At 26.4% G+C, this 13164-nt stretch carries 10 protein-coding genes and 1 tRNA gene; 4 read left to right on the top strand and 7 right to left on the bottom strand.

Annotated features, from left to right (window positions below):
* Positions 1-4776: YSIRK-type signal peptide-containing protein (locus HMPREF1871_RS06210; protein WP_066130840.1), on the bottom strand; the 4776-nt coding region annotated here is incomplete at its 3' end.
* 423 nt (positions 4777-5199) lie between these two features.
* Between HMPREF1871_RS06210 and HMPREF1871_RS06525 the strand changes: the two genes are divergently transcribed.
* Entirely contained in the window at positions 5200-5490 is a 291-nt protein-coding gene (locus HMPREF1871_RS06525) for a DUF6442 family protein (protein WP_066130837.1), read from the top strand.
* Here the strand turns inward: HMPREF1871_RS06525 and HMPREF1871_RS05210 are convergent.
* The 6 genes from HMPREF1871_RS05210 to rpmH form a co-directional block, all read right to left on the bottom strand.
* Positions 5482-6249, bottom strand: a complete 768-nt coding sequence (locus HMPREF1871_RS05210; RefSeq protein ID WP_066130923.1) for an exodeoxyribonuclease III — start codon at positions 6247-6249, stop codon at positions 5482-5484. The genes HMPREF1871_RS06525 and HMPREF1871_RS05210 overlap by 9 nt on opposite strands.
* Before the next feature lie 49 nt (positions 6250-6298).
* Positions 6299-7681 (bottom strand): tRNA uridine-5-carboxymethylaminomethyl(34) synthesis GTPase MnmE, encoded by a 1383-nt coding sequence (gene mnmE, locus HMPREF1871_RS05205; protein WP_066130835.1) that lies wholly within the window; start codon positions 7679-7681, stop codon positions 6299-6301.
* Positions 7682-7722: 41 nt separating this feature from the next.
* Positions 7723-8109, bottom strand: coding sequence for a response regulator (locus HMPREF1871_RS05200; RefSeq protein ID WP_232297379.1), 387 nt, complete (start codon positions 8107-8109; stop codon positions 7723-7725).
* Entirely contained in the window at positions 8109-8984 is an 876-nt protein-coding gene (jag, locus tag HMPREF1871_RS05195) for an RNA-binding cell elongation regulator Jag/EloR (RefSeq protein WP_066130833.1), read from the bottom strand. The genes HMPREF1871_RS05200 and jag overlap by 1 nt, the downstream gene beginning before the upstream one ends.
* On the bottom strand, positions 8965-9330 hold the full coding sequence (gene rnpA, locus HMPREF1871_RS05190) for a ribonuclease P protein component (protein WP_066130831.1): 366 nt from the start codon (positions 9328-9330) through the stop codon (positions 8965-8967). Before rnpA ends, jag begins: the two co-directional genes overlap by 20 nt.
* A gap of 126 nt (positions 9331-9456) precedes the next feature.
* Positions 9457-9591, bottom strand: a complete 135-nt coding sequence (rpmH, locus tag HMPREF1871_RS05185) for a 50S ribosomal protein L34 (RefSeq protein ID WP_066130823.1) — start codon at positions 9589-9591, stop codon at positions 9457-9459.
* Between the two features lie 458 nt (positions 9592-10049).
* Here rpmH and dnaA point away from each other — a divergent pair, with 458 nt between their 5' ends.
* The 3 genes from dnaA to HMPREF1871_RS05170 all read left to right on the top strand — a co-directional run bounded on the left by dnaA (position 10050) and on the right by HMPREF1871_RS05170 (position 13163).
* Positions 10050-11513: a chromosomal replication initiator protein DnaA gene (gene dnaA, locus HMPREF1871_RS05180; RefSeq protein ID WP_066130822.1), complete on the top strand. Its 1464-nt coding sequence runs from the start codon at positions 10050-10052 to the stop codon at positions 11511-11513.
* Between the two features lie 152 nt (positions 11514-11665).
* Positions 11666-12805, top strand: a complete 1140-nt coding sequence (gene dnaN / locus HMPREF1871_RS05175) for a DNA polymerase III subunit beta (RefSeq protein WP_066130819.1) — start codon at positions 11666-11668, stop codon at positions 12803-12805.
* 284 nt (positions 12806-13089) lie between these two features.
* A tRNA-Gly gene (locus HMPREF1871_RS05170) sits at positions 13090-13163 on the top strand.
* The last annotated feature ends 1 nt before the right edge of the window (position 13164 follow it).

Here is a 13164-nt window from a genome sequence, read left to right as displayed (position 1 = left end):
TTCAGCTAAGGCTTTGTCTATTTCTTCTTTTGCTATTTCTTTTAAATTTTCGCTTACTTTATTTTCTAATAAATTAGCTGCTTTTGCTAATTGCAATTTTAAGTTTTTAATTTTTAGAAGTGTTTTTTCTGCTTCTAGTTTTTCTGCTTCATCACCTTTTGCTAAAATATTTTTAACTTCTTCTTTGGCTTCTGCTATTTGATCGTTTAGTTTTGCTACTTCTTCTTTATATTTTTTTATACTTTCGTTTGTTTTACCTTCTGTGTCTGCTGGTTTTAGATATTCTTCTGCTTTTGCTAATTCGCCCTTTTGTTCTTTTGTTATAGCGTCTTTTAAGGCTGCTTTTGCTCTTTCTAGTGCTTGTTTTTTGTCATTTACTTTTCCTAATACTTCTGCTACCTTTTCTTCTGACGCATTTTCGTCTGCTATTACTGCGTCTGCTTCATCTAATACTTCTTCTGCCTGTCCTTTTGCTATATTGTAAGCATCTGAAGTTGTTTTTGTTTTTCCTTTTTCTACATCTTTTTCTTTTGTTAATTCATCTAAAAGATTTCTTGCTTTTTCTAGTTCTTTTTTATCTGCTTTATCTTTTAGAACTGTACTTGCTTTTGTTAGTTTTTCTTTTATTTTTCTTGTTTTTTCTATTATTTTAGCAGCTTCTTCTTTTGTAGCTTCTTGTCCTTTAGTTAAAATATTTTTAGCTTCTGCTTTAGCTTCTTCTATTTCAGTATTTATTTTTCCTATTTCTTCTTTGTATTTTGTAATACTTTCTGGAGTTTTGTTTTTTGTATCTGCTAATTTAAATTCTTCTTCTTGTTTTGCTAACTCTTCTTTTTGTTCTTTTGTTATTGCTTCTATTAAATTAGCTTTTGCCGCTTCTAATTCTTGTTTTTTGTTATTTGCTTTTTCTAATGCCTCTGCTACCTTTTCTTCTGACGCATTTTCATCTGCTATTACTCCTTTAGCTTCTGCTAGTGCTTCTTTAGCTTCTTCTAGTGCTTTTTTATATTTTTCTACTGTTGAAGGTGTTTTGTCATCTGTTTCTGCTTCATCTTTTATTTCTTTGTCTAAAGCGTCTTTTGCTACTTCTAATTCTCTCTTATCTGCTTTGTCTTTTAAGAGTTTTTCTGCTTCTGCTAATTTTTCTTTTATTTTAGCTATTTCTTTATTTTCTTTTGCTACTTCTACTTTTGTAGCTTCTTCTCCTTTAGCTAAAATTTCTTTTGCTTTTGTTTTTATTTTTTCTAGTTCTTGCTCTAATTCTTTATATTTTTCTTCGTATTGTTTAATACTTTCTGGAGTTTTTCCGTCTAGATTTGCTTTTTGAAGGCTGTCTACTTCTTTTTGAAGTTTTTCTTTTTCACTTGTTTCTGCAGACTCTACTAAAGCTGCTTTTGCTCCTGCTAACTCTTGTTTTTTATTATTTAATTTTTCTAATTCTTGTTTTACTTGTTCGTCTGTTGCGTTTAGGTCTTCTATTACAGTTTTTGCTTCTTCAAGTTCTTTTTCAGCTGCTTCTTTGGCTTTTTTATATTTTTCTACTGTTGAAGGAGTTTTTCCTTTTTCTACATCTTTTTCTGCTGTTAATTCTTCTAGAGCTTTTTTAGCTTCTTTTAGCAATGTTTTGTCTACTTGGTCTTTTAAAAGTTTTCCAGCTTCTGCTATTTTTTCTTTAACTTCTGCTATTTTTAAAAGGGCTTCTCCAGCTTCTAATTTTGTTGCATCATCTTGTTTATTTAATATATTTTTAGCTTCTTCTTTAGCTTTTTCTATTTCTCCATTTAGCTGTGCTATTTTTTCTTTGTATTTTTGTACACTTTCTGGAGTTTTGTCTTTTGTATCTGCTTCTTTTAGCTCTTCATCTGCCTTGTTTAATTTTGCTTTTTGCTCTCCTGTTATAGCGTCTACTAAACTTGCTTTTGCTATTTTTAAATCTGCTTCTTTTATTTTTAGGTTGGTTAATGCTTCTATTACTTTCTCATTTGACGCATTGTCATCTTTTATTACTTTTTCTGCTTCGTCTAACTCTGCTTCAGCTAGTCCTTTTGCTACGTTGTAAGCATCTGAAGTTGTTTTTGTTTTTCCTTTTGCTATATCTTTTTCTTCTGTTAATTTTTCTAGAGATTTTTTAGCTTCTTCTAACGCTTTTTTATCTACTTTATCTTTTAGTTTTGCTTTTGCTTCTGTTAATTTTATTTTTAGCCTTTTTACTTTTGATATAGCTTCACTTGCTTCTTCTTTTGTAGCTTCTTCCCCTTTTGCTAATACTTTTTTAGCTTCTGCTTTGGCTTCTTCTATTTCTGCGTTTAGTTTTGCTACTTCTTCATTGTATTTTGTTATACTTTCTGGAGTTTTTCCGTCTAGGTTTGCTTCTTTTAAATCTTCATCTGCTTTGTTTAATTTTTCTTTTTGCTCTTCTGTTATAGAGTCTACTAAACTTGCTTTTTTTACTTTTAGTTCTGCTTCTTTTGCTTTTAATTTTGTTAGCTCTTTTGCTACCTCTTCTGCAGAAATATTGTCATCTTCTATTATTTTTTTAGCTTCTGCTATTTCTTTTTCAGCTTCTGTTTTTGCCAAGTTATAAGCATCTGAAGTTGCTTTTGTTTTTCCTTTTACTACGTCTTCTTCTTTTGTTAACTCTTCTAAAGCTTGTTTTTCTTTTTCTAATTCGCGTTTATCTGCTTTATCTTTTAGTAAAGTTTTTGCTTCTGCTAATTTTGCTTTAAATTCAGCTATTTTTAATTGCAATTCTCCTGCTTCTGTTTTTGTTAGTTCCTCACCTTTTTTTAGAAGCTCTTTTGCTTTTTCTTTTGCTTTTTCTATTTCAGCTGAAATTTCATTATATTTTGTTTCATATTCTTTTATGCTATTAGGTGTTTTGTCTTTTGTATCTGCTTTTTTAAGGCTTTCTTCTGCTTTTTGTAAATCTTCTTTTTGGTCTTGTGTCGCTGAGTCTATTAGTAAGGCTTCTCTTTTTTGGAGAAGTGCTTTTTTCTCTTTTACTTTTGCTACTGCAAGTTCTACTTCTTCTACTGTGGCATTTTCTTTATCTATAAGTGCTTTAGCTTCTTCTATTGCTTTTTCAGCTTCTGCTTTTGCCCTGTCATATTCTGCAACTGTTGAAGGTGTTTTTCCTTTGGTAGATATTGTCGTTACTAAACCGCTTAGTTCATCTTTTAATGCTATCAGGGCTTTTTTATCTACTTTTAATTCTTTTTGTTTTTCCAAAATAGAATTTAAAGATTTTTTGTATTCATCTGTTAGTTTTAAGTTTGGCTCGTTTAAAATATTTTTTATTTTTTCTAATTCTTGTTTATATTTTTCTATAGATTCTTCTGTTTTCCCTCTTGTGTCTTTTTTCTCTGAGGCAATAAGTTTATCATATATTTTCTGCAAAAGATTTTTTGCTACCTTGCTTGTATCCTGACTTATAGAAAAATCTAGTCCTGAAATTGGCAGTGCATAGTGTTTGTTAAGAGCTTGGTATCCCATACCTAAAAGTTGATTATTTTCGGCACTTATTCTTACAGTGTACTGAGTTATTCCTTCAGGTAAATCTATATCCCTACTTGTGAAAGTTCCTGCTGTTCCATTTGGTTTATTAGCTGCTAATTTTTCATTCATTTTATCTCTATCACCAGCTTCACTAGCAGTAACCGTTATAGATTTCGGATTGTTGCTTCCGTCTTTTGCAGCAGTCACGGTCATTTCAGCATTCTTTTTATTTTCTACTGGAGAAAATTTTGCTGTATAAATAGTTTCAAGTTTTCCGTCTTTTTCTACTAAAACTTCTACTTTATATTTAGCTTTAAACCCTTCTATATCACCTGAGTATCCAGTTTTAAATGATATTTTTACCCTAGAACCATTCTCTTTAGAATAAGCTTTAAATGTTTTCTCAATTCCATTAAAGCCTTTAAGTCCTTTTGCCATATATCCTGGTTCTCCAGATTTTTTATACGCCTGACCGTCAAACGTTTCTTCATTTTGTGTTTTTTGGGTTCTTACTTCTGATAAGAAAAGCATATAATCTCCATTTCTTTCAAAAGCTTGTTCTATAATCCAAGTTGTATACTCATTTCTTTTTGAGTTCCATACTGTGTTAATAGTTTCTATTGGGAAAACTCCTTTGTCAGTTTTTCTAGCTATTGCAAATTTCCCAGCTTTTCCATCTGCAGAAATAGCTTTCCAGCCACCAAATTCAGTAATGTCTTTTACTTCCCCGGGATTAACTTGTTTTTCATTTCCCAGTTTGTCCATATTTTGAATTTTACTATTATTTTCTACACTGTTTGCTAGATTTTTTAATTTTGAAATTAACTCTTCGACACTTGCATCATCTTTAGGAGCTTCAAAAACTTTGTTTGCTGCTTCATCTAAATCTGTTGACGCTCTATCTTCTGCATCTAGCGAACGTTTTGTTCTTTTTTTCGCTTTGTTTTCATTACTTTCGACTGCTTTTTTTAAATTTTCTTGTGATTTTTCTTCTATATTTTGTATATTTTGTTCTTTTTTATTTTCTTTTGCTTTTTCTTTATTTTTTATTTCTTTTTCTTGTTCTTTTTTATTTTCTTGTGATTTTTCTACTGTTATTTTTTCTTTAGCTACGTTTGTATTGTTATTGTCTGCTGCCTGAGCACTTGTACCTCCCAAAAACATAAAAAGGGCTGTTACAGCTACACTTGCAGCTCCAAAACTTACTTTACGAATTGAATAGCGATTTATTTTTTCTCCTGTGATATTATTTATATCACCTTTCATTCTCTTATTATTCATTAATTAATCCTCCTATTTTTTTACTTAAATACTTTTTTAAACTTATTTTCTCCCACTAAAATTATAACATTCTTTTATCTGAGTAAGCAAGAAATATATTTAACTTTTTAAGTTTTTGGATGTTTCTTTACATTATATATATATATATATATATGGACATATTGAATAGTAATATTATTGTAAAATTATTATCTTTTTCTTCTTTTTTTGAAAATAATAATGAAAAAACAAAAAAAAGATTTTCTAAAATTTTTTTTAAAAAACCTTTTTTCTTTTTTGCATTTTTTGTTTGATATTTTTTTGTGATTTTGCAATTTTTTGTGTCTTGACAGTTTTTTGTATCTTGACAATTTTGCGTGTCATTTGACAAAAAAAGATAATAATTATAAACTTAACTTGAATTTTAATTTAAAAGGAGTTTCTATGAATAAACATTTTTCTAAAAGAAAAAAACTTTCTGAATATAGTGGTATAGAGTTGTCTTTCGCTCTTTGTTTTATCTTAGTTTTTATTTTTTTAACTATTGATTTTTTAAAAGGAACTGACAACGTAGTCACTAGATCAATTTTTTCTTGTTTTTGTGCTTGTTATACTTTTTTACTTTATTCTAAAAGAAATAGCAAGTTTTTCCTTATTGCTAGTATATTTTTTACCCTTTCTTGTCTTGTTTATTTATTTGAATATATTAAAGTTTCTTTTGGACTTTTATTTTAATATTTTTTCGTCAACTTCTAATTCTACAGGACAGTGGTCACTTCCAAAAATATCATTATGTATTTTTGCGTCAACCAAGTATTTTTCTAAATCCTTACTAGAAACAAAATAATCTATTCTCCATCCTGCATTATTTTTTCTAGCATTAAATCTATAGCTCCACCAGCTATAGATTTCTTTTTTATCTGGATAAAAATATCTAAAAGTATCTATAAAGCCACTTTCTAAAAGTGAAGTGAATTTGTTTCTTTCTTCTTTTGTAAATCCTGCATTTTTTGTGTTTGATTTTGGATTTTTAAGGTCTATTTCTTTATGAGCAACATTTAAATCTCCGCAAATTATTACCCCTTTTTCTTTGTTAAGTTCTAATAGGTAGTTTTTAAAACTATTTTCCCAGTCCATTCTATAATCTAATCTTTTTAATTCACTTCCTGAATTAGGAGTGTAAACTGTAATAAAATAAAAGTTTTTATATTCTAAAGTTATTACTCGTCCCTCTGTGTCGTGCTTTTCTTCACCTATTCCATACCTTACACTTAGTGGTTTGTGTTTTGTATATATTGCCGTGCCAGAGTACCCTTTTCTTTCTGCATAGTTAAAATAACTATAATACCCCTCAAACTCCAAATCTAATTGTCCCGCCTGCATTTTTGTTTCTTGCAGACAAAAAAAGTCTGCATCTATTTTTTTAAAATCTTCTTCAAAATTCTTTTTTACTATAGCTCTTAATCCATTTACGTTAAAGCTAATCATTTTAATTTTTTTCATTTTTTCTCCTTGTTTTCTCTTTGTTTCACGTGTAACTTTTTTATTTTCCTAAACAAAATCTACTAAATAATTCGTTTAATAACTCTTCGTTTGCGTTTGCTCCTATTATTTCTCCTAAAAAGGTAAAACAATTTTTGTAATCAATTAAAACCATGTCTATTTCCAGTCCTTGTTTTGCTGAATTTATTGCTTCATTTAAACTTTTTAGGGCTTTTTCTATTAGTATTTTTTGTCTTGCGTTAGATATATATGTTACATCTTTTGCTCTTATATTTCCACCAAAGAATTTGTCTTTTATTCCTTTTTCTAATTCTTCTATACCTTTATATGTAGTCATAGATGTTTCTATTAATGTGGCATTTTTTATAAGTTTTTTTACTTTGTCTATTTCTATTTTTTTCTCTAAATCTTGTTTATTTAATATCACTATTGTTTCTTTATTTTTTATCATATTAAATAATTCTATGTCTTTTTCTGTTAATTTTTCATTGCTATTTAGTAAAAATAAAACCAAGTCTGCTTTTTTTATAGTTTCTTTGCTTCTTTCTACTCCTATTTTTTCCACAATATCATCAGTTTCTCTAATTCCTGCTGTGTCTATTAGTTTTAATGGAACTCCCTTTATATTTACATATTCTTCTAAAATATCCCTTGTTGTTCCTGCTACGTCTGTTACTATTGCTTTGTTTTCTTGAAGCAAGTTATTTAAAAGAGAACTTTTTCCTACATTAGGTCTTCCTATAATTGCTGTGTTAAGTCCTTCTTTTATTATTTTTCCTTGTTTTGAGGTTTCTAAAAGACTTTCCAATTCTTTTTTTATTGATACTGATTTTTCTAATACGGTTTTTGTTGTTTCTTTTTCTAAATCATCATATTCTGGGTAATCTATGTTTACTTCTATAACTGTTATTATATCTAATAATTTTTTTCTTAGATTTTTTATTAAGTTTGATAACCTACCTTGCATTTGGCTGTTTGCTATCGTACTTGCTTCTTCTGTTTTACTTTTTATAAAGTCGATTACTGCTTCTGCTTGAGATAAATCTATTCTTCCATTTAAAAATGCCCTCTTAGTAAACTCCCCTGGCTCTGCCATTCTTGCTCCGTTTTGCAAACATAGTTCTAATATTTTTTGAATTGTAACTATCCCTCCATGACAGTTTATTTCTACTATATCTTCTCTTGTATATGTTTTTGGGGCTTTCATTTTTACTAACATTACTTCTTCTATTGTTTCACTGGTTTTAGGATTTATTGCGTGACCATAACTTATTGTGTGACTTTTTATATCAACTATCTTTTTTCTGTTTGCTAGTTTTACTATTTTGTCAGCTATTAAAAAAGCTTCATCTCCACTCATTCTTACAATTCCTATAGCTCCTTCTCCTAGAGAAGTTGATATTGCTGCTATTGTTTCTTTCATTTTTTTCTCCTATATAAAAAGTACAGTAAAACTGTACCTTTTTATTGAATATCTTCTAATTTTATTTCTTCTATTATTTGTTTTAAATCTTCCTGCGAAAAACTTTTTTGCAAAAATGCTTTTGCTCCATTTTTTATTGCTCTTTTTCTATATGTTGGAACAAAGTTTGCACTACTACAAATTATTATTTTTGCTTCTTTATCAAAGTCTATAATTTCTTTTGTTGCTTCTATGCCGTCCATAATCGGCATACAAATGTCCATTATGGTGTAATTTGGTAGTATGTTTTTATATAATTCTACTCCCTCTATTCCATTTTCTGCAAGGAAAGGCTTATATCCTTGTTTTTCTACTATTTCTTTTGCTCTTTTTCTATAGTATTCACTATCTTCTACTATTAATACTTTTTTGATTTTTTTCTTTGTCATTAATATGCCTCTATTATTAAATGTCTATGAGGTTCTTCTCCAACTGAAATAGTTTTTACATTTTTTATATCAGCTAATGCGTTGTGAATTATTTTTCTTTCAAAACTTGTCATAGGTTCTAATTTTATTGGTTTAGATAATTTTTTTGATTTTTTAGCCATATTTATTGCTAGTTCTTCTAAAACTTCTTTTCTTTTTTCTCTGTAGTCATCACAGTCTAAATTTATTCTAAAATAAAATTTTGTGAATTTTTTTCCATAATTATTTGCTAAATATTGAAGAGAATTTAATGTGTTTCCTCTTTTTCCTATCAAAAGGCTTGTGTCCTTTACTTCTGTTATTTTTATTTTATAATTTCTATTTCCTTCTTCTTCAAACAGAAGTTTTGCACTTTTATACCCCATTGAGTGAACAATTTTAGTCATATAGTCTAAAATTTGTTCTTTATTTTTTACTATTCTATCCTCTTTTTTTTCTTGTTCTTCTTTTATTTTTTTATCATTAGTATCTACAACATTTTTATTGTTTTTTTCTACATCTTCATTTATATCGTTTTTATTAATATTTATTTCAAGTTTTTTTTCTTCTTTTTTACATTTTTTATCACATTTACCTTGGCAGCAGTTTACTTCTTTTTTTTCTTCTACTACTTTTGGTGATATTTTATTTTTCTCTTTTTTAAAATCTTCCTTTATATAATCTGTTTTAAGAGGAGTTAGTTTTACTATAGCCTCTTTTTTAAATAGACCAAGTATGCCCTTACTTCCAGCTTCTTCTACCTCTATTTTTACATTTTCTTCTGATAAATTTAAATCAGCCAATCCTTTTTTTATTGCTTCATCTACATTTTCTGCTTTATATGTGTATTTTTTCATTTTTCCCCTCTTTTTTTAATAATTTTTTCTTTTTTAAAACGTGTTTTAAAGAATTATAAAAATTTTCAAAATCTAAGTTTGTTGCTTCTTTTCTTATAATAACAACAATATCATAGTTTTCTATTTTATTTTTTTCATATTTAAAAAATTCTCTTACATATCTTTTTAATTTATTTCTTTTAAAAGCTTTTCCAACTCTTTTGTTTACTGATATCCCTACTCTAAAATGTTTAATTTCTTTATTTTTCTTAAAATATATTACAAAATGTTTATTAGCAAAATTTTTTTTAGTTTTTATAATGTCATGAAAGTCTTTTTCTTTTTTTATTCTATATTCTTTTTTCATCTTAAACCTTTCTTTCCATATTTTAACAGCTTAATTATTTTTTTACAATAAATATTATTAAAAATTTTTTCTTAAAATAATAAAAAAAAGAAGTTTAAAACTTTTTGTTCTAAACTTCTCTTATCTTTACGCTGAAAGAACTTTTCTTCCTTTTGCTCTACGTCTTGATAAAACATTTCTTCCGTTTTTGCTACTCATTCTAGCTCTAAAACCATGTACTTTTGAATGTTTTCTCTTATTAGGTTGATACGTACGTTTCATTTTATCCTCCTCGAGTTTTTTTGGTTTTTTTTTATCTATAGATGTAATAACTATAAAATACTACCACATTTCTTTTTAAAAATCAAATTTTTTATTGAATATTTTTTATAAAAAATCTTTATTTCTTTTAAAAAATTATTTATATCTATTTTGATAATTTAAAAATTTTAAACAAGAAATTTTTGTTTTTTAAAGTTTTTATACAAGTTATTAACAATTTAAAAATAACAAAATTATATTTTTCCACAGGTTGTTAAAAAGTCTGTTAAATTCTTTTGATTCTTCTTTTAAGTTTTTGAAATGTTTTTAATTTTTTAAATAAATTTAACAATTTTCTACAATTTTTCCACAAACTGTTTAAAACTTTCTTCTCTTTTTTCAACAGTTTTTAAAAGTTTTTCAAAAGGTTGTTGATAACTTTTTTTTATGATATACTTTTTTTAAAAGTAGGAGGCGTTATGAGTAATTCTAATTTTTTATGGGAAATTATTATTAAAAAATTAAAAACTGAGGTTGATCCGGAAGTTTTTTCCACTTGGATTGAACCTAATTTTATAGATTTTGTAGATATGAAGAAGAAAATTGTTACTATCTGTAGTCCTAATCTTCTTATTTCTGAATATCTTCAAAATTTTTTTGATATTAAAATAAAAGAAATTATAAAAAGCTCTACTAGTGTAGAATTTAATCTTTTTTATAATTATCTAGAAGATGATAAAACTACAATTAAAGAAAGTAAGAAAAATCACTATAAAAATACCGAAGATGTTATTTTGGAGAATTTTTTTTCAAAGGATAAGCCTTCTGGTGTCCAAAATATTTTTTCTAAACAGCATTTTTCTGATAAATCTTATACAAAACCAAAAGACGCTTTAAATTATAATTATGATAAATCTTCTTTAAATAAAAAATTTCTTTTTGATAATTTTGTTGTTGGAGAAGGTAATGTTCATGCCTATAATTTAGCTTATTCTTGTACCGTTGCTCCTGGAGAACATAATCCTCTTTTTATTTATGGAGGGGTGGGACTGGGGAAAACTCATCTTTTACACGCAATAGGTAACGAACTTGTTGATAATTACCCTGGATATAAAGTTAAATGTGTCACTTCTGAACAATTTTTAAATGATTATGTTAATTCTATTCAAATAGGTAACAAAAATAAAAATGCAGCCGAAGAATTTAGAAAAAAATATAGAGAAGTTGATGCTTTATTAATAGATGATATTCAATTTCTTTCTGGAAAAACAGGTATTCAAACTGCATTTTTTCATACCTTTAATGAACTCTATTTAAATCAAAAACAAATTGTTCTTATCAGTGATAGAGAGCCTAATGACCTTGACGGCTTAGATGATAGACTTGTTTCAAGATTTGATTCTGGAGTTTTAGCCGATATTACTCCTCCAGATTATGAAACAAGAGTAGCTATTATTAAATATAAATGTAAAAAAAATAATATTTCTTTAGACGACTCTATAATAAGCTATATTTCTGGTAATATTTCTGGTAATATTAGACAAATAGAAGGAATATTAAAAGAAATAAAATTTAAATCTACCTCTGTTGCTAATATAACTCTCAGTATGGTAGAAAATATAATAAAACATAGAGTTAAAAATATCAAAAAAAATATAACCCCAGAAGATATTATAAATGTCACATCAGATTTTTATAAAATTTCTGTAGATGATATACTTTCTTCAAAAAGAAATAAAGAAATTGTTAATGCTAGAATGATAGCAATCTATTTATGTAGAGAACTAACTAATTTATCACTACCAGCAATAGGTAAACTTTTTAATAAAGACCACTCATCTATATTTTACTCAAATAGCAAAATATCAAGTATGATTTTAGAAAATACAAATAATATATTAAATGATATAGAAAATATAAAAGAAAAATTAAAAAAAATATAAGCTGTTTAAAAACATAGGAGTTTTCAACAAAGTTTTCCACAGTTTTTTGAAAATCTTTTTATTTTAATTTCACTTTTCTTTTCATTTTTCCACAGTTTTAAAAACACTTATTATTATTATTAAATAAAATATAATATATAAAGGAGATATTTATGAAATTTACAATTAAAAAAAATTATTTTTTAGAAGGAGTAACTCAAGTAGCTAGAGTCATATCTCCTACCCCTGTTTTTCAAATTTTAAAAGGTATAAAAGTAGAACTAACAAAAGAAAAAATGACCTTAAAAGCTAGTGACTCCTTAGTTTCAGTAGAATATGAAATAAAGGCAAAAAACGATAAAGAACAAATAATAGAAGTTATAGAAGAAGGAGAAAGTGTATTTCCATCTAAAAACTTTATAGATATAATAAGAAAATTTCCATCAAATGAAATACAAATAGAATCTTTAAACAAAAAAATAAATATAAAAAGTGAAAATATTGAATTTAATATTCAAGGTTATGAAGAAGGAGAATATCCTGAATTTCCTGAAATAAATAAAGAAAACAAAATAATTTTAGAAACAAAATTATTAAATTCTTTAATAAAAGAAACTATATTTTGTACAGCCTCTAACAATCAAAGACCTATTTTAGAAGGAGTTAACTTTAAACTAAATAAAAGAATTTTAGATGCTTTAGCAACAGATTCATATAGATTAAGTAAAAGAAGAGAAATTTTAAAAGATATAGAAAAAGAAAAAAGTTTTAACATAATAATACCTAAAAAAGCTCTTCAATATGTTCAAAGAATTATAGAACAAAAATCTGGTTTTGTTGAAATTTTTTATGAAAATAATAGAATTTTATTTATTTTCGAAAATATAAAATATAGTGTCTTATTAATAAATGGAAATTATCCTAATACTGACAGTATTCTAAAAAAAGAATATGAAAACCTAATAGAAATAGACAGTAAAAACTTCTATGATGCAATTGATAGAGTTTCCTTAATAAACAAAGATGAAAAAAATGACGTAATAAAATTAAATATAAGAAATGATAATATGAAAGTTCACTCTTCTTCTAAAGAATTAGGAACAGCAGAAGAAGAAGTTTTCTGCGAAGGTAAATTAAATACAGAAGAAATAAAAATTAATCTTTCTGCTAAATATTTAAAAGAAGCCATTCAAGCTATAAATTCTGAAAAAATAAAAATAAAATGTTCAGGTCCCCTATCTTCTTTTGAAATGGAACCTGCAGATAACAAAAAAGATATTATTCAAATTTTATTACCAATAAGAACATACTAATTTTTTTTAAAAAAACTACTCTTTGATAAGAAAAAAGTAAGCAAGGAGTAGTTTTTTTCATACAATATTAAGACCCCTCACATATAATAACTATATAAAAATAAAAAAAAATGAAAAAGTAGTATTGACATGAAAAGATAAATAATATATAATAAAAAAGCTTAACCAAAGCACTAATTACAACTTTGATTATGAAAATAATTTTTCATAAAAAGTATTGACATTTCAAAAAAAAAATATTAAAATAAAGAAGTTGTAAAAATAAGTTAATATTTGATTAATAAGCGGGTGTAGTTTAGTGGTAAAACCTCAGTCTTCCAAACTGATGTTGTGAGTTCGATTCTCATCACCCGCTCCAT

It is taken from the genome of Gemelliphila asaccharolytica, assembly GCF_001553005.1.
GTDB lineage: Bacteria > Bacillota > Bacilli > Staphylococcales > Gemellaceae > Gemelliphila > Gemelliphila asaccharolytica.
This window is presented reverse-complemented; position numbering and strand designations above follow the sequence as displayed.